Below are 21906 nucleotides of genomic sequence, written 5' to 3'. Positions count from 1 at the left end.
GCCCGCCGGCCGGTTCAGGCCGGTTCGAGAACCACCGTGGCGGCGGCGGTATTGCTGATCGGCACGTGATAATTGCGCATGACCATCGCCTGCGGCGCCTCCCCCAGCGCGCCGCGCGCGGCGATCCAGTTGAGGATCTCGACACCTTGCGTGCCGGCCAGTTCGGCCACTTCCTCTGCGGAATGCGTCGTCAGCGCGGCTGGATCGTCCGCGAGATGATCGAGACAGAAACGGTCGTAGTCCGGGTTCATGAAGCCGGCGCGCGCACCTTCAAGCTGGTGCGAAAGGCCGCCGGTGCCCATGACCACGATCCGCTCATCGCCCTTCCAGCTGCGCAGAGCCCGGCCGACCGCACGCCCGAGCGCAAGGCAGCGGCGCGGCGAAGCCAGCGGGAACTGCACCGTATTGATCGCGATCGGCACGAGCCTGACCGGCCAGGCCTCTGCATCGGGCCACGCCAGCTCGAACGGGATCGACAGCGCATGGTCGACCAGCATCTTCTGGCAGGTGGTGATGTCGAACTCGGCCTCCACCAGCGTTTCGATCACGTGCCAGGAGAGGTTGGGGTGCCCCTCGAAGCTCTTGTAGACGGGCAGACCCCAGCCCTCATCGGCGTTGTCGTACCGCGGTGCCGCACCGACCGCGAAAGTGGGCATGGCATCTAGGAAGAAGTTGAGGCCGTGGTCATTGTAGAACACGACCGCGACATCGGGGGCGGCATCGGCAAGCCACTGCCGGACGGGCGGAAATCCGTCGAAGAAGGGCTTCCAGTATTCCGCCTGCTGATCACCGCGCTGGATCGCGCCGCCGATCGAGGGAACGTGGCTGGTGAAATACCCGCCGACAACCTGTGCCATCACGCATTCTCCCGCTGGCGGGCAGAGGCGGACGGCCGCGACCCGATATGCAAGCCGCCCAGAGCGGGATCGACCCCGGCACGCGCGGCGACGAGCATGGCCTTGAAATCGTCCACGCTGCGACCGGTCTGGAGCGCGCCGAGGTCCTGCACGTTGAGCCCCAGAATGCCGGCCAGCTTCGCGAGATAATAGACATTGCCGCCGGCCGCGAGCATGGCCAGCACATCGCGCGCTGCAACAGCGGCGCGCTGTTCCCCGGTCAGGCCATACTTGCGGCAGTAGGCCTCCTCGTCAGCCAAGAAGGCAGCGCGGTTCGCGGCGTTGTTGAACGAAAAGCACATTGCATTGAGCTCGAACCCCCGGATCGCGAGGTCACCGTCAAACAAGGCCGTGCCGGGGATCGAGCGCCGCAGGGTTCGGCGATCCGTGGCCGATGCGCAAGGGGTGCTGGATGCAGAAGACATGGACACTTCTCTCGCAGAAAGGCCGGGCAGCCCCGGCATCTCTTGCTAGCAACACCTGGGCGAGCGGGATTTGACCGATGTCAATCCGACCGAACCGATTGTGAAAAGTCACGCGTTAGGCATAGTTACGTAACGGATGATCCTGATTGCGAGGAACCATGCACAAAGCCAAGTCAACCGACATGGCCCTTACCAATGCCGAGCGGCAGCGCCGCTATCGCCAGAAGCTGAAACTGCGCGCTTCGCCAGACGGCGTGGGCGAGCAGGCGCGCGTGGCGGCCGAACGCGCGGTCCAGGCGCTATGGGCGTTTCACCAGCGTCCCGGCCCCGGGGGGATCGACTGGTCGGCGATCGATGGATGCACGACGATCGCACAATATCGATCCGAACTGGAGCGAAGCCCGGCCAATCTGATCCAGGCCGCGCGGGCATTTCTGCCAGATTTCGCGGGCCTGACGCCCGATGAAGCGCGCGCCATCGCAGTGATCATCGAGATTTCCGATGCGCTGCGGCTTGCCCCGCGCCGCCACCGCCCCTGAGAACGCCTGAGCCGGCATCCTGCGCGGGCAGGAGATGCTGCCATTCCAGATGCCTAATCCGGGGTTAATGGCGTTTATTCTCTCCTGCACAACCTTCCACGTCCAGTCACCGCCTCGCCGCTGGCAACCGCACTTCCGAGTCGTTTGAATCGGATTTCGATCAGAGGCATTTATTCTGTATTTACCAAGGTCTGTAACAGAACGTCGCTAACCCCCGCCGGCGCCATTGAGGATGTAATGGCGCTTGCTGCGGCAGTTTCGATGGGATAGCCGCCGGCCGTCAGGAGAAATATGAGCGTCGACCGTCAGTTTATGCGGCTCTTTGCGGCGCGCTATCGCGGCAGCCTGATCCTTGTCGCAATCGCCAGCGTGATGCTGAATGTTCTCGTGTTTGCGGGTTCGGCATACATGCTGCTCGTATATGATTCCGTTTTGCCGAGCCGCAGTGTGCCCACCCTGATCGGCCTGTTCGGCATGTTGCTGCTGGTCTACGCGTTCCAGTCGGTGTTCGAGGCGATCCGCGGCGAAGCGCTGCTCGGCATTGCCAACGGCGTGCACGACGACCTGTTCGAGGCGGTGCACTACGCCACCGTCACCCGCCCCCTTCGCGCGGGCGCGGAAAAAGGGGACGGGCTGCAGTTCACGCGCGACCTCGATTCCATCCATACCTTTCTTGCCGGACAAGGCCCTGTCGCGCTGATCGATCTGCCATGGGTCATCATGTTCATGATCGTGCTGTTTGCCCTGCACTGGTGGCTGGGTGTGACGGCGCTGGCCGGCGTCTTCATCATGGCGGGCATTGCCATCATATCCAATCGCCGCACGCAGGCGGGTTCGCGCGAACTGGCAAACATCACCGGGCGCCGTTCGGCCGCGGCGCTATCGGAAATCCGCTTTGCCGAAAGCGCACTGGCGATGGGTATGCAGGAACGGCTGGTGGCCCGCACCGCGGGCTGGGAAACGGGCTTCATCGAAGCACAGTCCTACCTTTCGCGTACGGTCACCCGGCTGGGCGGCGCAAGCAAGGCGTTCCGCATGCTGCTGCAATCGCTGATCCTGTCGGTCGGCGCGCTGCTGGTGATCGATGGCAAAGCGAGTGGCGGCGTCATCCTCGCGTCCTCGGTGCTGTCCGGCCGCGCGCTGGCGCCGGTCGATCAGGCAATCGCCAACTGGAAAGGCCTTGTCGCCGCGCGGACGGGCTGGGGCCGCATCGCGCAGGCCGTCGCCACCTTCCGCAAGCCTGCGCAGCGCGGCGTCACATTGGAGCGGCCTTCGGGCGAGCTTGCGGTGCGTGATATCTGGGTGGCGCCTCCGGGCACGCAGCGCTTCACGCTTTCGGGCGTTTCCTTCTCGCTCACGCCGGGCCAGGTGCTCGCCGTGATCGGCCCGAGTGCCGCCGGCAAGACGACGCTGGTGCGCGCGATTCTCGGCATCTGGAAGCCCAACCGCGGCGAAGTGCGGCTGGACGGCGCCACGCTGGACCAGTGGGATCCGGAAACGCTCGGCAGCTACTTCGGCTATGTGCCGCAGACGGTCGACCTTGTGGACGGCACGATCGGCCAGAACATCGCGCGCTTCGATCCCGAGGCGACGTCCGAGGGCATCATGGCCGCAACGAAGGCGGCCGGCATGCACGAAGTGATCCTCGCGCTGCCCGATGGCTATGAAACCCCGGTTTCGGCAGGCGCGGTGGAGCTTTCCGCAGGCCAGCGCCAGCGGGTCGGCCTTGCCCGCGCGCTGTATGGCGATCCGTTCCTCCTCGTGCTCGACGAAGCCAATTCGAATCTCGACGCGGCTGGCGATGCCGCACTGGCGAACGCAATTGCCGGGATGCGCGCGCGCGGCGGGATCGTGATCATGATCACCCACCGTCCGGCCACGCTCGGCCCCGCAACTCATCTCGCCGTGATCAATGCCGGCCGTCTTGCCGATTTCGGCCCGCGCGACGAAGTGCTCCAGCGCATGCAGGCGCAGAGCGGCCCCGGCGGGACAGCTGGGCAAGTCCCGCAGGCCGCGCCGGCTGGCGAAACGCCCGGTGAAAACAATTCGGCCAAGGAAGCCACCGCATGAACATGCCGACCACCATTTCCGACCCCGCGCGCCAGTTGCTGCCGGTGTTCGGCGAGGAAGGCGCGGAGAAGGCGAACTCGCCGGTCCTGCTCAAACGCCTGCTCTATACTGTCGGCGGGCTGTTCCTCGTGCTCTTCCTGCTGGCTGCACTCATCCCGATGGGCGGCGCCGTGATCGGCGGCGGCTCGGTCGGCGTGGAATCGCGCGTGAAGCGCATCGCCCACCCGACCGGCGGCGTGATCAAGGCGATCTACGTCCGCAACGGCGAACACGTGAAGCAGGGCCAGTTGCTGATGCGGCTTGACGACCGGGTGACCGGCGCCGATGCGACTTATTCCAACCTAACGGTCGAACAATTGCTCGCGCAGCGCGCGCGGCTCGAGGCAGAGCGGCTCGGCTCGGGCACGCTGGTGTTCCCGCCCGAGCTGACGAACTCGAAGAGCCCCACGGCGTCGAAGGCCATGACCGACGAGGCGCGTTTGTTCGCGATCCGCCAGACTGAGGAAGCGGGGCTGCGCGCCCAGCTCGCCGCGCGGGTGCTGCAGTACAACGAGGAGATCCGCGGGCTGGAATCGCAGATCGCCGCGCTCAAGCAGCAGCGCAAACTGATCGAGCCCGAGCGGCAGGGCGTGAAGGACCTGTGGGACAAGCAACTCGTGACCATCAACCGGCTGAACCAGCTCGAACGCACGGCTGTCGATCTTGATGGCAATGTCGGCTCGTTGCAGGCGCAGATCGCGCAGGCCCGCGCGCGCATCACCGAAGCGCAGGAACAATCGATCCAGCTCGGGCAGACGCGGCGCGTGCAGGCGGGCACCGAGCTGGCGCAGATCAACACCGCGCTCAACCAGCAGCAGCTGCGCAGCGTGGCCGCATCCGACCAGCAGGACCGAAGCGAGATCCGCGCGCCCTATACCGGGGTGATCGAGAAGATCGCTTTTGCCGCGATCGGCGACGTGGTGCGCCCGGCCGAACCGCTCATGGAAATCGTGCCCGACCGCGATACTTTCGTGGTGGAAGCGATGATCAGCCCAGCTGACATCGACCAGACCATGAAGGGGCAGACCGCTCGGGTGCTCTTCACCTCGTTCAACCGGCCGACCACGCCCGAAATCCTCGGCAAGGTGAGCTATGTGGCGACCGATCGCACCGAGAATCGCGAAACCGGACAGGCCTTCTACACGGTGCGGATCGAGGTCGACCTCGCGGCAGCAAGGAAGGAAGGCCTCGTGCTGCGCAGCGGCATGCCTGCCGAAGTTTACATCGAAACCGGCAACCGCTCGATGCTTTCCTACCTTACGAAGCCGTTCATGGACCAGTTCATGCGCGCCTTCCGCGACAACTGAGCAGCGCGGCGATGATACCTACCCTGCCTTTGCGCGCCATGCTTCTGGCCGCCTGCGCCGCCTGTGCCGCCGTGGTCCCGGCCTTCGCCGAGGATTCGGGGCTGCCTGCGGTAACGATACAGGACCCGCCCGACAGCGGCGTGCGGGCTGGCACCTACGGCACCGACGACCCCGACAGCGGGCGCGATCCGGGTGATATCAGGGGTGATGCGGCGGACAACGCCGACGACAGCGCGATTTCGGAAGCAGACCGTATCGCGCTACGCCCCGAACTCCCGGCAGAAACCCCGGCCGATGTGCTGGAGCGCGCGACCAGCGGGGCGCCGGTCACCTCGCTGACTGATGCACTGCGGCTTGCCTACTGGACCGCACCTTCGCTGCTGGCACAGCGCTCGACAGTGAGGAGCTTCGACTACCGTATCGCGCAGGCCCGGGCGAACTACGGCCCCCGGCTGAATTACAGCCTCGCCACCACCTTCCAGAGCGACCGCTTCGATTCGCGTGTGGGGCTGCCCGTTGCCCTGTCCGGCTGGACCACGGCCGCGTCCGCCGTGCTGACGCAGCCGATCTTCACGTTTGGCCGCAACGCGGCCCAAGAGCGCAACTCGGCAGCGCAACTGGAGTTCCAGCGGCAGGTCCTCCGCTCGACCGAGCAGCAGGCGCTGCTCGATGCGATCACGAGCTACATCGGCGTGCTGCGGGACCGGGCTGCCGTGCTGATCGCCAAGGACAACCTTGCCGCGCTGGAACGCCAGCTGAATGACAACAAGGCGCGGCTTGCGGTGCGCGAAGTGACCGCGACCGATGTGCAGCAGATTTCCACCCGCGTCGCGCTGGGGCAGGCGCAGGTCTATTCGGCGCAGCGCGATGCCGCCTCGAGCGAGGCGAACTTCCTGCGCATGGTCGGCGTGCCGGCGGGTGATCTGGTGCCGCCCAATCCGCTGCAGTTGCCGGTGCGGCAGCTGGAGGACGCCTATGCCTATTCGGAGCTGCACAGCCCGGTGATCCTCGCGGCGCAAGCCCGCGAAAAGGTTTCCCGGGCCAGTTTGGCGGCGGCCAAGTCCGATCTCATGCCCCGCATCGATTTTCAGGGCAGTGCGAGCTACGGCTCGCAAAGCGCCTATAGCGACGACTTGCGGCAGCGGGGCCTGCGCGGGCAGTTCGTCATCTCCGGGCCGATCTTCGAAAGCGGGCTCCGCCGCGCGCGGGTGAGCGAAGCCGCAGCGGCCAACGATGCAGATTGGCGCCTGCTCGACGCATCCCTGCGGGAAAACCGCGCAAACCTTGCCGCATCGTGGAACGATTGGCAGGCGCAGCAGGCCGCCATCGCCAGCTACCGTTCGGCGGAGGACTCGGCGCGCAAGGCCTATGAGGGCGCGGTTCTCCAACAGCGCGCGGGCCTCATCACGACGCTCGACGTGCTCGACCTCGCGCGCGAGCTGCTGGTGGCGCGGAGCAATTCGAACACCGCGATCGCCAACGCCTATATCGCCAAGGCCCGGGTGCTGGCTGCAGCCGGCGCGCTCGAGCAGAGTTGGCTGATGCCCGATGCCGCGCGTTATGATGTGGACCGGCATCTCAGGAAGGTCACGCACAACGGCGATGTGCCGATCTACACGCCCGTCGCCCGCGCGGTCGAGACCGCGGGCGCGATCGGCAGCACGGCAACGCGCCCGGTGCGCGATCCGGCCGGTGCGCGAACGGCCGCGCCGATCGTGATTCTGCCGGCGGACAAGCTGGTGGCACCGGCACCCTCGCCCGCCGATCCAGCCCCCGCCGCAGCACCAGCAAATCCATCAAACTGACTTCGCGCTTTGCCGCCTTGCCAAAGGGGGAAAAATAACACTCGCAAGTCTCCGGCGGCAGGAGTAGCGGCGCGCCGATGGACCACAACGCGATTCAGGATGGCGCGCCTGCGGGCGGGGAGCCCGTGTCCGGCCCGGTAGAGGATACAGCGGGAGCTGCAGCCCCGGGGGATACCCACGCGGGCCATGGCCACCAACGCGAAGGTCTTGCCACGTTGGCCGTCGGCGCGATCGGCGTTGTCTTTGGCGATATCGGCACCTCGCCGCTCTATTCGCTCAAGGAAAGCTTCATTGGCCATCACCCGCTGAAGGTCGATCAGGCGCACATATTCGGCGTGCTCAGCCTCGTGTTCTGGACGATGATCCTGATCGTGACGGTGAAGTACGTGTTCATGATCCTGCGCGCGGACAACAAGGGCGAAGGCGGCAGCCTTGCCCTGCTCGCCCTGGTCAGCCGCTGCATGGCGGATACGCGCCTGACCTATCTCATGGTCATGCTTGGCCTGACCGCCACGGCGCTGTTCTTCGGCGATGCGATCATCACGCCGGCGGTTTCCGTGCTTTCGGCAGTGGAAGGGCTGACTGTCGTCCACCCCGCCTTCGAAAAGCTGGTGCTGCCCATCTCGATCGCGATCCTGTTCGGCCTCTTTGCGATCCAGTCGCGCGGGACAGCGGCGGTGGGCAAGCTGTTCGGCCCGATCATGGTGATCTACTTCCTGTCCATCGCCGCGCTCGGCGTGACGGGGATCATGCAGGCGCCCGAGATCCTCTGGGCGCTCAATCCGGCTTACGCCGTGCATTTCTTCGCGATGGACCCGATGCTGGCCTTCCTCGCGCTCGGCTCGATCGTGCTGGCGGTGACCGGCGCCGAGGCGCTCTATGCCGATATGGGCCACTTCGGCCGCCGCGCGATCATGGTGGCGTGGCTCTACGTGGCCTTCCCGTGCCTGCTGATCAATTATCTCGGCCAGTCGGCAATGATGCTGCGCCATCCGGAAACGGTGGAGAACCCCTTCTTCCTGCTCGCGCCCGAAGTGCTGCGCCTGCCGCTGGTGCTGCTGGCGACGATGGCGACGGTGATCGCGAGCCAGGCCGTGATTTCAGGCGCGTTCTCGGTTTCGCAGCAAGCGGTGCAGCTGGGCTATCTGCCGCGCATCCGCATTCTCCACACGAGCGCAAGCGCGGCCGGGCAGATCTATGTGCCGATGGTGAACTGGGCGCTGCTCGTCCTCGTCGTGCTGCTGGTGCTGAGCTTCCGCACTTCAGGCAACCTCGCATCGGCCTACGGTATCGCGGTCACGGGCACGATGTTCATCACCGCCTGCATGTTCGGCGTGCTGGCGTTTGTCGTGTGGAAATGGCCGCCGCTGGTGGCGGGCTTCTTCACCGGCCTGTTCCTGCTGGTGGACGGCGCCTATTTTGCCTCCAACGTGACCAAGATCCCCGATGGCGGGTGGTTCCCGCTGGTCGTCGCCGCGATTGCCTTCACCATGCTGACGACCTGGGCCACAGGTCGGCGCATCCTGCGCGAACGGCTCGCCGAGGATTCGATGCCGTTCGACATCTTCCTCGGCTCGGTCTGCCAGAAGGTGCGCCGCGTGGCCGGGACTTCGGTGTTCCTCGCTTCCAATGCGGAAGGCATTCCGCCGGCGCTGCTGCACAACCTCAAGCACAACCATATCCTGCATGACCGGGTGGTGGTGCTGACGGTGGAGACGCAGAACGTGCCGCACGTGCCCCCCGAAAAGCGGCGCGAAGTGGAAGATCTGGGTCACGGATTCTACCGCATGATCATCCGCATCGGCTTCATGGACGAGGCCAATGTGCCCGCCGAACTGGCAGCCGAGACGCGCGCCGGCGGGGCCTTCAAGCCGATGGAGACAAGCTACTTCCTCGCTCGCCAGACGCTGATCGCCTCGAAGCGGCCGGGCATGGCGCTCTGGCGCGAGAAGCTCTTCGCGTGGATGGTGCGCAATGCCGAAAGCGCGATGGTGTTCTTCCGCCTGCCGACCAACCGGGTGATCGAGCTGGGCAGCCAGCTGGAAATCTGATCGCCGGTCTGCGGAAAGAAGGAAGGGGTTTCTCGCAGAGACGCAAAGGAAGTGGAGACCGCAGAGATGAACACGGCGGCTTCGCCGCTTTGGAAATCCATCCGTGATGCCCGAAGACCAAACGAACCAAGGCACAGCGTCTCTGCGCGCGCTGCTCCCTCTGCGTCTCTGCGCGAAACACTCTTCCCTTTACAGACCCAGCTCCACCACCGCATCCGCCAGCCGCGCGACATCGGCGCGGTCGTGGCTCACAAGCAGGATCGGCAGCGCCAGTTCGGCGCGGATGCGTTCGATCACCGCGATGATCGCCTCGCGCCGCGCATCGTCCAGCGCCGTCAGCGGTTCATCCATCAATAGGAAGCGCGGGCCGGAGAGCAGTGCCCGCCCGATGGCGACACGCTGGGCCTCGCCGCCCGAAAGCGTGCGCGGGCGGCGATCGAGCAGCGGCGCGATATCGAGGAACGCTGCTGCTTCCTCCAGGCTCATGAAGCGGCGTTCGGGCGGCGCGAGCGTGTGGCCATAGAGCAGGTTGTCACGCACGCGGCGGTGCGGGAAAAGGCGCAAGTCCTGAAACACCATGCCGCAGGCGCGCTGCTCTGGCGGAAGGTTCACGCCCGCTGCGCTGTCGAAAAGCACCACGCCGCCAACCACGATCCGGCCTGCGCCGGGTCGCAGCAAGCCCGCGATAGCCTCCAGCACGCTCGATTTGCCTGCACCCGATGGGCCGACCAGCGCGGTGATGCCCGCCGGCGCTGTGAAACGGCAGGCGATCACGCGCTCCCCGCGCTGCAGGGTCACGTCGATATCAAAGGACATGGCCGCCCCTGCCGCTGCCGGAAGCGCGGCTCAGCGCTTCGGAGGCAACCAGCGCCGCCAGCGAAAGCGCCACGGCCATCAGCGCCAGCCGCCAGACCGCGCTATCGCCTTCAGGCAGCTGGAGCGCGGCATAGATCGCGAGCGGAAGCGTGCGGGTTTCCTCCGGAATGTTCGAGACGAACGTGATCGTCGCGCCGAACTCGCCCAGCGAGCGCGCGAAGCCGAGCACTGCGCCCGCCAGTACACCCGGCGCGGCAAGCGGCAGCGTGATGGTGGTGAACGTGCGCCAGCGCCCCGCGCCCAGCGTGCGCGCGGCCTGCTCGAGCCGGGGGTCGACCGCTTCGAGGCTCAGGCGGATCGCGCGGACCATCAGCGGCAGCGCCATGACCGCAGCAGCGATGGCAGCACCGGTCCAGCGGAAGAGAACTTCGACGCCGAACACAGCGAGCAGCCGCCCGCCAGGTCCCTCGGGCGCGAAGGCGATCAGCAGCAGCCAGCCGATCACGACAGGCGGCAGCACCAGCGGCAAGTGGACAAGGCCATCCAGCAGGATCTTGCCGGGAAAGCGCAGCCGCGCGAGGATCCACGCAAGGCCGAACGCCACCGGCAGCGCGCCCGCAATCGCAGCGAGGCTGACCTGCAGCGAGAGCATCACGATGCCCCACTCTTCGGCGGTCATGCCCATCCCGGTCCCGGCCCCGCTCAGCGCGTGCCGAAGCCGTAGCGGCGAAAAATGCCCTTGCCTTCCGCCGAAAGGAGGAAGCGGCGGAAGGCTTCGCCCTCGGGATTGCTCGAGGCCGTGAGGCGGGCGAGCGGGTAGACGATCGGCGCGTGGACGTTCGCCGGAATCCAGCCGACCACGCGGACCGAGCCTTCGGCTGCCGCGTCCGTGGCATAGACGATGCCGAGGGGGGCGGCGCCCCGCGCCACCAGCGCCAGCGCCGCGCGCACGTTTTCAGCGCGGGCCAGGCTGCCTTCCACGCTCGGCCAGACCTTGAGCCTGGTCAGCGCGTCCTTGGCATAGCGGCCGGCAGGAACCGCATCGGGATCGGCTAGCGCCAGCCGTCCGCCACCAAGCGCTGCCGCCAGCGGAAAGCCGGGCCGCACCAGCAGGCTTGCGCGGCTCTTGACCGGCGCGACGATCACCAGCCGGTTGGTGAGCAGATCGGTGCGCGTTGCCGAAACGATCAGGTTGCGCGCGGCGAGATAGTCCATCCACTCCTGATCGGCGGAGAAGAAGAGATCGGCCGGGGCCTTGGCTGCAATCTGGCGCGCGAGTGCGGACGATGCCGCGAAAGACAGCACCGGTTTCGGGTGGCCCTTCTTCGCCCAGCTTTCCGCCGCAGCGGAAAGCGCTTCCTGCAGACTGGAAGCCGCCAGTACGAGCGGGCCGCGGGGCTCGGCATGGGCGGGCGTGACCAGCGCCGTCAGCAGGAGAAGGCACAGGGCAAGACCATGGCGAAAGCGGCGCAGCGGTGACAGCAAGGGAGGCTCCAGTCAGCTATATCCCAAGGTATACAAGCCCGCGCCAAATTGCCTAGAGCGAATTCGGCGCCTATGCTCACCGCGATTGGCGATTTCTTGCGCTGTCATATTCGTTTCACCGTCTCAGCCGAAGGCTCGCCGATGCTCCGTCTCAGCCCCATCCTTGCCCGCACGCTGCCGGCAGCAGCCGCTCTTGCCGCGCTGGCGGCCTCACCCGCCATGGCCGCCGACGATGCGGGATCGATCTGGCACAGCGCCGGTACGGTCGCCCCGGTCGATGCGGCGCGCGAGCCGGTCTATGGGCAACCCGCCAGCGATTTCAGCGTGATCGTATGGCTCGATCCCGAATGCCCTTATTGCAAGATGCTGGGGCGCACGCCGGAAAAGGTCGTCGATGCAAGTGGCGGCCGGGTGAATCTGGTGGTGCGGCTGCTTCCGCTTCCGATGCACGGGCGGGCGGCGTTCATTGCGGCGGCAACCGCGATCTGCGTCGGCCGGCAGACACCCCCGGCCGGCTATTACCGCTTCCTCGATCGCTACATGGAACTGACCGCAACCAACGGCGCCGGGCTTCCCCAGGCGAGCGGAACCAGTGTGGAAGCCCTGGCGCGCGAAGCCGGTGTGAGCGACATGGCCGCGCTCGATACCTGCGTCCACGCGCAGGAGACGATTCAGGCGCTGGGCCGGGAATTCAGCGCTGCCGATGCCGCCGGGGTCACCGGCACGCCTGCCATCGTGGTGCGCGACAATCGCTCCGGTTCGATGGCGATGACCGAGGGCGCGATCCCCGCCTCGGAAATCACCGCCGTGATCCGGACACTGGGCGCGCGCGGGGCAGATTGAAAAGTGGCGGCGGAAGCCGAAGCTGCCGCCGCCAGGAGAGGGGGAGTGTAACGCTGGCCTGCATGGCAGGAGCGGGATGCTTTCTTCTATGCTCGCCATGGTGAATTTTTGATGAATTCGCCAATCCGGTTGCAATTCTCCTTCGATTGCTGACCGCTATGGGCCAAGAATCTCACGGAAATCCGACCAACGCGCCACGAGTGCCCTTGTTGCGGAAAGGTGCGTTTTCGGCCAAGTTTCAGTGCGAAGCAGCGCCGGGGATGAATAACAAGGTGCGCGTGTTGAGAACGGACAAGTCACTCGCCGCGCATCGTCGCCGGGTCGCCGCTCGCGGGCCTTCCTGCACGCCGCGCGGAGCTCGATAGTTCGTGTCCGATCTCAGCAGTTCCTTTACCGTTCGTGCCGATAGTGCCGGGCATGAGCCAACGGGCAGAACCGACATCAGCCACCTGGATGGTGCCGGCGTGAACAAGCCGGGGCCGGATCGCAGCGGCAACTCGGGGGCACCGGCGGGCACGGACGGATTCGCGGGAAATCCGGCCGATGCCTCCTCGGGTCTCGTGGCCATCCTGCGCCGCGAAGCCGGGATGGCGGAAGAAGCGCTCGCCCGCGCGCGCCTGGTCGAGGCCGAAACCGGTGAAACGCTCGACAAGATCGTCACGCGGCTCGGCCTCATTTCGGAGGATGCCCTGGCAGAGGCGCTTGCCCGCGCGACGGGGCTGCCGCTGGTCGATGCGGCAAGCTTCCCGGCGGAGACCGCAACCGTTCCCGAGGTTTCGCCCCCCTTCCTGCGCGATCGCCGCGCCTTGCCGCTCAGCAGTGACAGCTCGGTCGTGGTGGTCGCCATGGCCAACCCGCTCGACCGTGAGGCGGTGGAAGGCATTGCCTTTGCCACCGGGCGGCGGGTCGAGCGCTGCGTCGCGCGCGGGGGCGATATCGACGCCGCGATCGACCGGCTCTACCGGACCGACGCCGCGACCGAAGTGGAAGACGAGGTCGACGAGGGCGATCTTGAGCGGCTGAAGGACCTGGTGAGCGACGCGCCGGTGATCCGCGCGGTGAACCGCCTCATTGCCGATGCCGTCGATGCCCGCGCGTCCGATATCCATCTCGAGCCGACCGAGGACCGCTTGTCCGTGCGTTTCCGCATCGACGGGCTGCTGCGCGATATGGCGCCCAAGCCCGCCACCATGCGCGCGCCGGTGGTGAGCCGCATCAAGGTCATGGCGGGCCTCAACATCGCCGAGCGGCGGCTGCCGCAGGACGGGCGGCTCAGGCTCTCGGTGCGCGGGCACGAGATCGACTTGCGCGTGGCGACGGCCCCTTCGATCCACGGCGAGAGCGTGGTGATGCGCATCCTCGATCGCGCGAACCTCGCGCTCGATCCCGGGTCGCTGGGTTTCGATGCCGATCTCGCAGCGCAATTCCTCGGCGCGCTCGCGCAGCCGCACGGGATCATGCTGGTGACGGGACCGACCGGCTCGGGCAAGACGACGACCCTCTACGCCGCGCTCGCGCATCTCAACGCGCGCGAGCGCAAGCTGATGACGATCGAAGACCCCATCGAATACCGCCTGCCCGGCGTGGTGCAGAGCCAGGTCAATCCGGTGATCGGCTATACCTTCTCCTCCGCGCTGCGCTCGTTTCTGCGGCAGGACCCGGACGTGATGATGGTCGGCGAGATCCGCGACAGCGAGACCGCGCAGATCGCGGTGCAGGCCGCGCTCACCGGTCACATGATCCTTTCGACACTCCACACCAACACCGCGGCGGGCGCGGTGACCCGCCTGCTCGACATGGGGGTGGAGCCGTTCCTCTTGTCCTCGGTGCTGACGGGCGTGCTTGCGCAGCGGCTGGTGCGGCGGCTCTGCCCGCACTGCCGCGAACCTTATGAGGCCGATCCGGCACTGCTCGAACGGCTGGGGATCACGCCCGATGCCGATCTGCACGATATCTTCTATCACCCGGTCGGCTGCCCGCAGTGCAAGGGATCGGGCTATGCCGGGCGCATGGCGGTGTTCGAATTCATCCGCATCGACCGCGAGATGGCCGGACTGATCCTGCACCGCGCCGATACCCGCGCAGTTGCGGCCGCCGCCGCACGCGCCGGATCCAGCACCTTGCGCGCCGATGGCATTGCCAAGGCACGGCAGGGCCTCACCGCGCTTGAAGAAGTGCTGCGCGTCGCGAGCGAGGACTGAGCGCGGTGGCAACCTTCCAGTACCGGGCGCTCGCGGCGAGCGGGGCCGCCGTTTCCGGCCAGATCGAGGCAGCCAGCCGCGAGGACGCCATCGCGGCGATGCGCAAGTCCGGCATGCGCCCGATCGAGATCGCCGATCGGAAACCGGGCACGGCAGCCCGGCGCGCGCGTGGCGGCCGGATGCCCTCGCGGCTGGTCACCAATGTCTTTGCCGAACTCGGCGTGCTGCTGCAGGCGGGCCTTCCGCTGGACCGGGCGCTGGCCATCGCGGTCGAGAATGTCGAACACCCCGCGCTGCGCGCGCGCCTTGGCGACGTGCTCGCCGCCGTGCGCGAAGGCAGACCGCTCTCCGCCGCACTCGCCGCGCATCCCGATCTCTTCCCCGGCCTTGCCCCCGCAATGACCGAGGCGGGCGAGGCCAATGGCAAGCTGGGTGAAGCCCTGGCGCGGCTCGCCCAGATGCTCGAACAGGCCGATGAACAGCGCCGCCAGATCGTCTCGGCGATGACCTATCCCGCCGTGCTCGCGGTCATTGCGCTGGGCGTCATCCTGCTCATGCTGCTGTTCGTGGTGCCCCAGTTCGAAGGGCTGTTCGCTTCGGCACCGCCGGGCAAGCTGCCCCCGGCCTCGCTCATGGTGATGGCAGCGAGCCGGTTCGTGCGCGCCCATGGCCTCATCATGCTGGCCGCGCTGGCAGGCGCCGGACTTGCCGCGCGGGCCGCGCTGGCGCGGCCGGGCGGCAGGGCCTGGCTCGACCGTGCCATCCTCGGCGTCCCGCAGATCGGCGTGCTGATCCGCCACATCGAAACGGTGCGCTTTGCCCGCAGCCTTGGCGCGCTGATCGAAGGCGGGGTGCCGCTGCCGAACGCACTCGCGCTGGCGCGCCGCACCGTGAGCAACGGCCACATGAATGCAAGGCTCGGCGAAGTGACCGATATCGTGCGGCAGGGCGGCGGGCTTGCCGCCCCACTGGCAGAGCGGCGCGTGCTCCCCGCCATGGCGCTGAGCTTCATCCGCACCGGCGAGGAAACCTCGCAGCTCGGCCCAATGCTGGCGCGGCTGAGCACGGTGCTCGACCGCGATGTGAACGTGCGGCTGGAGCGGGTGATCGCGGTGGCAACGCCGGTGGTCGTCGTCTCGCTCGGCGTGCTGGTCGCAGCCATGGTCGCCTCGATCCTCTCGGCAATCCTCGGCTTCAACGATCTGGCAGTGGCACAATGAAAAATCGTAACAGGCTCCCCGTTCGCAATGGCTTCACCCTGCTGGAACTGCTGGTGGTCCTCGCCATCCTTGGCCTGCTCTATGCAATCGTTGGCCCGCAGGTGATCCGCTACATCTCCAGCTCGAAGAGCGAGACGGCCGGGGTGCAGGTCAAGAATGTCGATGCCGCGCTGAAGCTGCTGCGGCTCGATACCGGGCGCTATCCCAGCGCGCAGGAGGGGCTGCAGGCGCTGGTCACCCAGCCGCCGGGCATGGCGGACTGGCGCGGCCCCTATCTCCCGAACACCGCGGCCCTCACCGATCCCTGGGGCAATCCCTATCGCTATACCAATCCCGGCAAGCACGGCGAGATCGACGTCTATTCGCTCGGTTCGGACAATGCCGAGGGCGGCACGGGCGAGGCCAAGGACCTCGGCAACTGGTAAGCCATGCCCCGCGCCGCCGCCCATCCCCGCACCAGCCCGGTCGAGCGTGGCTTCACGCTGCTCGAAATGCTCGTCGTGCTGGCGATCACCGGGCTGATCGCGGGCATGCTCTTTCCGCAGATCGAGACCGCGCGGTTTGGCCTGGGGCAACGTCTGGCACACGAGCAGGTGGCCGCCGCCATCGCGGCCGCCCGCGCCGCCGCGCTGCGCAGCGGCGAGCCGGTTTCGCTGAGCGCGGACAGTGCCGCCGGGGCGCTGGTGATTGCCGGCACGCGGCGGATCATCATCGGTCCCGCGCGCCAGGTTCAGCTTGATCTTCAGCCGCAGACCATCACGTTCTATCCCGATGGCAGCAGCACCGGCGGGCAGCTGAAGCTTGGCACCGGGCGCGAGGCGAGCGCCTTTCAGCTCTCCCGCACGGGTTCGACAATGCCGGTGGCCGTGCCGGCCGGAAACGGGGCCTGAGCGATGCGGCCGCCCCCCCGCGAGCGCGGTTTCCTGATGGTCGAGGCGCTGGTGGCGCTCGCGATTGCAGCGCTCATGGCGGCGCTGGTGTTCGATACGATCTGGCAGATGGGCCGGACCGCCGCTGTTTCCGCACAGCAGCGGCACGCGCTGCTGCTGGCGCGGTCGGTGGTGGCGGCGGCGAGCGTGCCGGGGGTCGGCTCGCCCATCCCCGCACGCGGCAGTGATGGCAGGCTGACATGGACCATCACGCGCGAGGCTTATGCCGATGCGGCAGCAGAGGGCCTTCCGCTCGAAACGGTGAGCGTGGCCATCAGCGATGCCGCCACCGGCCGTGTGCTCGCCCGACTGTCCTCGCTGAAAGCACAGCGATGAGCGCGGCCGCCCTCCCCCGGCAAGCCCAGCATGAGACCGGCTTCACGCTCGCCGAGTTGCTGGTGGCGCTCGCGCTGTTTGCGCTCGTCTCATCGCTGATCGCGGGGGTGGTGAACCTGATCGCCCGGCTCGATGGCGCTGCGCAGCGGCAGAACGATGCGGCCGAACAGGTCGTCTCGGCCCAGACCGTACTCCGTGCGCGGCTGGAACAGATGCGTCCCGTGATCGATCCGCGCGGGCTCGGCGATACGATCGCGATAGTGGGGAGCCGGGAGGAACTGACTTTCACCGCGCCCGGCCTTGCCGCCAATGGCGCACACCAGGTGCAGGCGATCCGCCTGAGGCGCACCCCTCGCGGCGAGTTCGTGCTCTATTCTGCGCCGCTGCTGGCAGGCTTCGATCTGCGCGCGCCCTCGGTACGGGGCTGGAGCGCCGTGCCGCTGCTCGATGGCGTGCGGTCGATCGAGATCGCCTATTTCGGCGCGGAGCGGGCGAGCGGGCGCGATGCCTGGCAGGATCGCTGGCTGAACCGTGCCCAGCCGCCCAAGCTGGTGCGGGTGCGGCTTGGCTTTGCCGAGGGCGACCCGCGCAGCTGGCCCGTGCTGATGGTGCGGCCGATGAGCGGCGTGCGCCTCGCCTGCCAGGATGGGCGCAAGAGCTTCGATTGCGGAGAGGCGCCATGACCCTCTCCGAACTGCTGAATGCGGACATGACGACGCTGGCGCGGATGGCGCGTCTTGGCTTCGACTTGTGGATGCGCGAACTGGAGGGCCTGCTTCCGGCAGGGCTGGTGCGTGGCCGGAACCTGACGGCGTGGCACCGCTACGAACACGGCGCGGTGATCGCGGCAAGCGGATCGGGCGCGGATACGCTGGTGATCCCGCAGGAACTCTGCCTCGTGCGCACGCTGACTCTGCCGCGTCTGCCGCAAGCCGATCTTGCCGCCCTGATCGCGCTCGATGCCGACCGGATCATGCCCGTCGCGGCTGACAGCATCGTGATCGGCGTCCGCATTGTGGGACCGGCGGAGGAGGCCGCTGGCGGAACGGAGCTGTTACGCGTTCAAGTCGGCGCGCTGCCCATCGTACGGGCGCGCGAAATGGCCGAGGCCGCGCGGGCGGCAGGCGTTTCGCCCGCGCAAGTGGGGCCGCTCGATGCGGCGGGCGAGCGGCTCGATTTCGATCTTGCCCCGGCCATGCGCCAGGCGGGGCTGCTGCCACAGCGTCCGGCCGTCGCGCGGTTCTGGTGGGCGGTGGTGGCGGTGCTGGTGCTCGTCAATATCGGCACAGCGGTGCTGCGCGATCAGCAGCAAGTCACGCGGCTGCAGGCACTGGTCGATGCGCAGGCCCCGGCGCTCAACGCCGTCCGCCGGATCGAGGACCGGGTCATCGGCAATGCGCGGGTGGTGCAGTCCCTCAACGCGCGCCGCACAGAGCACCAGCCGCTGCGGCTGATGGCCAGGGTGGGCAGCGCAATGCCAGAGCGGGCCTGGATCCAGCGCTTCGAATGGGACGGCAAGACACTGCGCCTTTCGGGCTATGCCGCACCGGGGGTCAAGGTGGTTGCCGCGCTCAAGGCCTCGGGCCTGTTCGCCAGCGTGCGCGCGAGCCGCGCCGAAGCGGTGGCGGAGAGCGAGACAGGGCGTCCGTTCGAACTCGTCCTCACCCCGCGCAAGGAGGCCGGCACATGAGGCCGCTGTCTCCGCGCGAGCGCAAGCTGGTCGCTGTGCTGATCCTCGTGCTGGCCGTGTCGCTGGTGCTGACGATCGTGATCGGCCCTCTCGTTTCCGGCTTCACGGAGCGCGCCGCGCGGCGCGAGGCGCTGGTCCAGACGTTCCACGCCAATGAACAGCGCATCGGATCGCTGAACGCGCTGCAGGCCGAGGCCGAGCGCCAGATCGGCCAGATGCGCGCGCTGTTCATGGCCGCGCCCGATGCCGAAGAGGCCAGCGAGGCGCTGCGCGAGCGGATCGAGACCGCCGCGCAGGACGCAGGCGGCGATATCAAGTCCTCCGAAGCCGTGCCCGCCGAACAGGGCTGGACACGCGCGGCGGTCGACGTCCGGCTGAGCCATGCGCAGCTCGCCACCCTGCTCGCCCGCCTCAACACCCTGCAACCCGCGCTCGCGGTCGATACGCTCACCGTGATCGCCGACGATGCCCTGACCAACTCCCGATCGGATCTGCTCGATGTCAGACTTGAAGCAACGGCTCCTTTCGTACCGGCCCGATAGGGGCAACGGTGCGGTGCTGCCTGCGGGCCTCGCGCTGGCGCTGCTGGCGGGAGCTGCGCTGCAACTTACGCTGCCGGAAGCCGCTGCCGTGCCGCCAGCCCTGGGCGCATCGCGCGCGCCCGACCGGCGGCTGCCGATGGTGACCCGGATCGCCGGGCCGGATCTTGCCGGTCGCCCATCGCTGTTCGCGCCGCTGCGGCTGGGCGGCGCGCCGGCGGGGGCGCCCGATGGTGGCAGCCCGGGGGCAGAGGCCGCCAGGCAGGTTGGTCCGCTCGACGGCACTTTCGTGCTCGGTGCGATGCAGGTCGGCCGGGTACAGGCGCTGTTGCTCCGCGAGGAAAGCGGCCGCGTGCTGCGTCTGGCGCCCGGCGGCCGCTATCGGGGATGGCAATTGCTGCGGATCGAAGCGGATGGCGCGCGGTTCCGCAAGGATGGCATGATCACACACATTGGCTTCGGCGCAGGCGCCCCGGCAGGCGGTTTCAATACAGGTTTCAGCGAGAGCGAGAGCATCAGTGAGTAAGCACCACACAGTTTTGCTGGCCGGACTTTCGGCGCTCGCGCTCACCGCGACCACCGCCTGCGCGCCCAAGGCGGCAATCCAGCCGGTCGAGCGGGCGCTCCCCGCAGCACCGCCCCCGCCCACTCCGCGCCCGGACGGCGTGACGAGCGCGCTGGTCGGCGGCACCGGCCCTGCCCCCACCCTTGCCGGCAGCATCGGCGAAAGCACGCGCAGTGCGCCGAAGGGCACCATCGAGTTCACCATCCCCAGCGCCGACGTCCGCACGCTGGCGCAGATCGTGCTGCGCGATACGCTGCACATCCCCTATACCGTGAGCCTTGAGGGCGACGTCGATGTCGGCCTCACAACCGCGGGCCCGGTCGGCCGCCAGCAGCTGCTCGATCTGTTCGAGGCCTCGCTCAGAAAAGCAAACCTCGCGATGGTGTGGGAAGGCTCGGGCTACCGCATCATGACCGTGGACGCAGCCAAGGCGCGCGGCACCGAATTCCTCGCCAACCGCGGCTTCGGCAGCGAGACGGTGCGGCTGCAGTTCGCCAATGCCGACGAGCTTCGCAAGCTGCTCGACACTGTGGTGCCCGGCGCGGTCCAGTCGATCGATACGACGCAGAACGCGCTGGTGATCGCGGGCACCGAAGCCCAGCGCAAGAGCGTGCACAGCGTGATCGCGCAGTTCGATGTCAACTGGCTGCGCTCGATGTCGTTCGCGCTCTATGTGCCGCAGCACCTCGACAGCCGGCTGATCGTGCCCGAGCTCGACAAGCTGATCAACGCGCCGGACGCGCCGACGCGCGGGCTTGTCCGCCTGATCGGGATGGAAAAGATCAACGGCGTGATCGCGATCAGCGCGCAGAAGCAGTACCTTGAGGACGTGCGCCGCTGGGTCGAGGTGCTGGACCGCGAGGGCACCGGCAACGAGGCGCGGCTCTACATCTACCGCGTGCAGAACAGCCGGGCGCGCGATCTGGTGAAGACCCTCAACACCAGCTTCGGCCTCGGCGGCGGGAGCGGCCTCTCCGAAAATCCCGATCCCTTCGCCGCCGAACCCCGCCGCACTGCGGACGGCGCGCCGGAGCAGGCAGGCAATTCGCGCCAGCCACCCCCGCCCGGCCCGATCAGCAGCAGCTTGCCGGACACCGGCAGCCCCGGGCTCAAGGTTCGTGTCTCGGCCGACGAGATCAACAACGCGGTTGTCGTCTATGGCTCCGGGCATGATTTCGCCATCATCGAGGACGCGCTGCGCAAGCTCGATGTGCCGCCGCTGCAAGTGCTGATCGAGGCGGCGATCACGGAAGTCGGCCTCACTGACGGGCTGCGTTTCGGCGTGCAGTGGAATTTCCAGACCGGCCAATCGAACTTCGCGCTGAGCGAGGGGTCCAGCGCCAATCCGGTGCGGACGTTTCCGGGGTTCTCCTATTTCTATTCGAACAGCAACGACATCAGCGCGACGCTCAACGCGCTGGAGGAGCGCACCACCGTCAAGGTTGTCTCCGCGCCCAAGCTGGTGGTGCTCAACAACCAGACCGCCGCACTGCAGGTGGGCGATCAGGTGCCGGTGCTTTCGCAGCAGGTGACACCGCTGGGCGGCGGGAGCAGCACGGGCAACCTGCTCTCCGCCAACTCGGTCGAGTACCGCGATACCGGCGTGATCCTCAAGATCACCCCGCGCGTCAATGTCAGCGGGGCGGTGCTGCTTGATGTCTCGCAGGAAGTGAGCGACGTGCAGGCGACCCGGAGCGGCGTGACCAATTCGCCGACGATCACCACCCGCCGCGTCGCCACCACGGTTTCGGTGCAGGACGGACAAGTCATCGCGCTGGGCGGGCTGTTCCGCGACAACAAGAGCTTCGGCAAGAACGGCCTCCCGATCCTCAGCCGCATTCCGGTGCTGGGCGGGCTGCTGTTCGGCAACAACGCCAACACGCAGAAGCGCACCGAGCTGATCATCCTGATCAAGCCGCACGTGCTGCGCACGCCGGACGACCTGACCGCGATCACCGAGGAACTGCGCGCCAAGATCCAGTCGGTCGAGCCGTTCAGGACCAAGGGCAAGATCCCGTGAGGAACGAGCGCGGTTACGCCATGCTCGCCGTGGTGGCGGGGATCGGCGTGATGGCGGCCGTCGCGGCGGGGGCAGCGGCGGCGACGGCGGCGCGGCTCGATACGCTGGAGGCCGAGACGAGCGCGGCGCG

21 protein-coding genes are annotated in these 21906 nt (G+C 67.6%); 16 read left to right on the top strand and 5 right to left on the bottom strand.

What is annotated here, in order from left to right; genetic code table 11:
- Positions 1-14: 14 nt before the first annotated feature.
- Positions 15-857 (bottom strand): class III extradiol dioxygenase family protein, encoded by an 843-nt coding sequence (locus K5Q19_RS18525; protein WP_292948302.1) that lies wholly within the window; start codon positions 855-857, stop codon positions 15-17.
- A complete protein-coding gene (locus tag K5Q19_RS18520) occupies positions 857-1321 on the bottom strand; it encodes a protocatechuate 4,5-dioxygenase subunit alpha (protein WP_292948300.1) in 465 nt (154 codons plus the stop codon). The genes K5Q19_RS18525 and K5Q19_RS18520 overlap by 1 nt, the downstream gene beginning before the upstream one ends.
- Positions 1322-1479: 158 nt before the next feature.
- Here K5Q19_RS18520 and K5Q19_RS18515 point away from each other — a divergent pair, with 158 nt between their 5' ends.
- The 5 genes from K5Q19_RS18515 (at position 1480) to K5Q19_RS18495 (ending at position 9132) form a co-directional block, all read left to right on the top strand.
- Positions 1480-1860 (top strand): hypothetical protein, encoded by a 381-nt coding sequence (locus K5Q19_RS18515; protein ID WP_292948298.1) that lies wholly within the window; start codon positions 1480-1482, stop codon positions 1858-1860.
- Positions 1861-2151: 291 nt separating this feature from the next.
- Positions 2152-3930 (top strand): type I secretion system permease/ATPase, encoded by a 1779-nt coding sequence (locus K5Q19_RS18510; RefSeq protein ID WP_292948296.1) that lies wholly within the window; start codon positions 2152-2154, stop codon positions 3928-3930.
- On the top strand, positions 3927-5276 hold the full coding sequence (locus K5Q19_RS18505) for an HlyD family type I secretion periplasmic adaptor subunit (protein WP_292948294.1): 1350 nt from the start codon (positions 3927-3929) through the stop codon (positions 5274-5276). Before K5Q19_RS18510 ends, K5Q19_RS18505 begins: the two co-directional genes overlap by 4 nt.
- An 11-nt stretch (positions 5277-5287) precedes the next feature.
- Positions 5288-7081: a TolC family protein gene (locus K5Q19_RS18500; RefSeq protein ID WP_292948292.1), complete on the top strand. Its 1794-nt coding sequence runs from the start codon at positions 5288-5290 to the stop codon at positions 7079-7081.
- A gap of 77 nt (positions 7082-7158) precedes the next feature.
- Positions 7159-9132: a potassium transporter Kup gene (locus K5Q19_RS18495; protein ID WP_292948290.1), complete on the top strand. Its 1974-nt coding sequence runs from the start codon at positions 7159-7161 to the stop codon at positions 9130-9132.
- A gap of 189 nt (positions 9133-9321) precedes the next feature.
- On the opposite strand, the gene K5Q19_RS18490 is transcribed toward K5Q19_RS18495, so the two are convergent.
- Genes K5Q19_RS18490 through modA form a run of 3 tightly spaced genes read right to left on the bottom strand, consistent with a single transcriptional unit; the run spans position 9322 to position 11394 of the window.
- On the bottom strand, positions 9322-9948 hold the full coding sequence (locus tag K5Q19_RS18490; RefSeq protein WP_292948288.1) for an ATP-binding cassette domain-containing protein: 627 nt from the start codon (positions 9946-9948) through the stop codon (positions 9322-9324).
- On the bottom strand, positions 9938-10633 hold the full coding sequence (gene modB, locus K5Q19_RS18485; RefSeq protein ID WP_292948286.1) for a molybdate ABC transporter permease subunit: 696 nt from the start codon (positions 10631-10633) through the stop codon (positions 9938-9940). The genes K5Q19_RS18490 and modB overlap by 11 nt, the downstream gene beginning before the upstream one ends.
- Positions 10634-10650: 17 nt before the next feature.
- On the bottom strand, positions 10651-11394 hold the full coding sequence (gene modA / locus K5Q19_RS18480) for a molybdate ABC transporter substrate-binding protein (protein ID WP_292948317.1): 744 nt from the start codon (positions 11392-11394) through the stop codon (positions 10651-10653).
- Between the two features lie 180 nt (positions 11395-11574).
- Here modA and K5Q19_RS18475 point away from each other — a divergent pair, with 180 nt between their 5' ends.
- The 11 genes from K5Q19_RS18475 to gspD all read left to right on the top strand — a co-directional run bounded on the left by K5Q19_RS18475 (position 11575) and on the right by gspD (position 21776).
- Complete coding sequence (locus K5Q19_RS18475) at positions 11575-12276, top strand: thioredoxin domain-containing protein (RefSeq protein ID WP_292948284.1); 702 nt, start codon at positions 11575-11577, stop codon at positions 12274-12276.
- A gap of 368 nt (positions 12277-12644) precedes the next feature.
- Positions 12645-14477: a GspE/PulE family protein gene (locus K5Q19_RS18470; RefSeq protein ID WP_292948282.1), complete on the top strand. Its 1833-nt coding sequence runs from the start codon at positions 12645-12647 to the stop codon at positions 14475-14477.
- Positions 14478-14482: 5 nt separating this feature from the next.
- Positions 14483-15697, top strand: a complete 1215-nt coding sequence (locus K5Q19_RS18465) for a type II secretion system F family protein (RefSeq protein ID WP_292948280.1) — start codon at positions 14483-14485, stop codon at positions 15695-15697.
- Entirely contained in the window at positions 15694-16122 is a 429-nt protein-coding gene (gspG, locus tag K5Q19_RS18460) for a type II secretion system major pseudopilin GspG (protein ID WP_292948278.1), read from the top strand. The genes K5Q19_RS18465 and gspG overlap by 4 nt, the downstream gene beginning before the upstream one ends.
- A 3-nt stretch (positions 16123-16125) precedes the next feature.
- Entirely contained in the window at positions 16126-16587 is a 462-nt protein-coding gene (locus tag K5Q19_RS18455; RefSeq protein WP_292948276.1) for a type II secretion system protein, read from the top strand.
- A 3-nt stretch (positions 16588-16590) separates the two neighbouring features.
- Positions 16591-16962 (top strand): prepilin-type N-terminal cleavage/methylation domain-containing protein, encoded by a 372-nt coding sequence (locus tag K5Q19_RS18450; RefSeq protein ID WP_292948274.1) that lies wholly within the window; start codon positions 16591-16593, stop codon positions 16960-16962.
- The gene (locus K5Q19_RS18445; RefSeq protein WP_292948272.1) at positions 16959-17645 is read left to right on the top strand and encodes a prepilin-type N-terminal cleavage/methylation domain-containing protein; all 687 of its coding nucleotides are present in this window, start codon (positions 16959-16961) and stop codon (positions 17643-17645) included. Before K5Q19_RS18450 ends, K5Q19_RS18445 begins: the two co-directional genes overlap by 4 nt.
- Positions 17642-18652, top strand: coding sequence for a PilN domain-containing protein (locus tag K5Q19_RS18440; RefSeq protein WP_292948270.1), 1011 nt, complete (start codon positions 17642-17644; stop codon positions 18650-18652). Before K5Q19_RS18445 ends, K5Q19_RS18440 begins: the two co-directional genes overlap by 4 nt.
- Positions 18649-19194 carry a type II secretion system protein GspM gene (gene gspM / locus K5Q19_RS18435; protein ID WP_292948268.1) on the top strand — a complete coding sequence of 182 codons (546 nt, stop codon included), beginning with the start codon at positions 18649-18651 and terminating at the stop codon, positions 19192-19194. Before K5Q19_RS18440 ends, gspM begins: the two co-directional genes overlap by 4 nt.
- Positions 19160-19717 carry a hypothetical protein gene (locus K5Q19_RS18430; RefSeq protein WP_292948266.1) on the top strand — a complete coding sequence of 186 codons (558 nt, stop codon included), beginning with the start codon at positions 19160-19162 and terminating at the stop codon, positions 19715-19717. The genes gspM and K5Q19_RS18430 overlap by 35 nt, the downstream gene beginning before the upstream one ends.
- Positions 19710-21776 carry a type II secretion system secretin GspD gene (gspD, locus tag K5Q19_RS18425; protein ID WP_292948264.1) on the top strand — a complete coding sequence of 689 codons (2067 nt, stop codon included), beginning with the start codon at positions 19710-19712 and terminating at the stop codon, positions 21774-21776. The genes K5Q19_RS18430 and gspD overlap by 8 nt, the downstream gene beginning before the upstream one ends.
- Positions 21777-21906: the final 130 nt, after the last annotated feature.

Origin of the sequence: Novosphingobium sp. (assembly GCF_019748365.1) — a bacterium.
In the GTDB taxonomy this organism is placed as follows: Bacteria; Pseudomonadota; Alphaproteobacteria; order Sphingomonadales; family Sphingomonadaceae; genus Novosphingobium.
The sequence above is the reverse complement of the archived record's forward strand: the minus strand, read 5'-3'. Positions and strand labels throughout refer to the sequence as shown.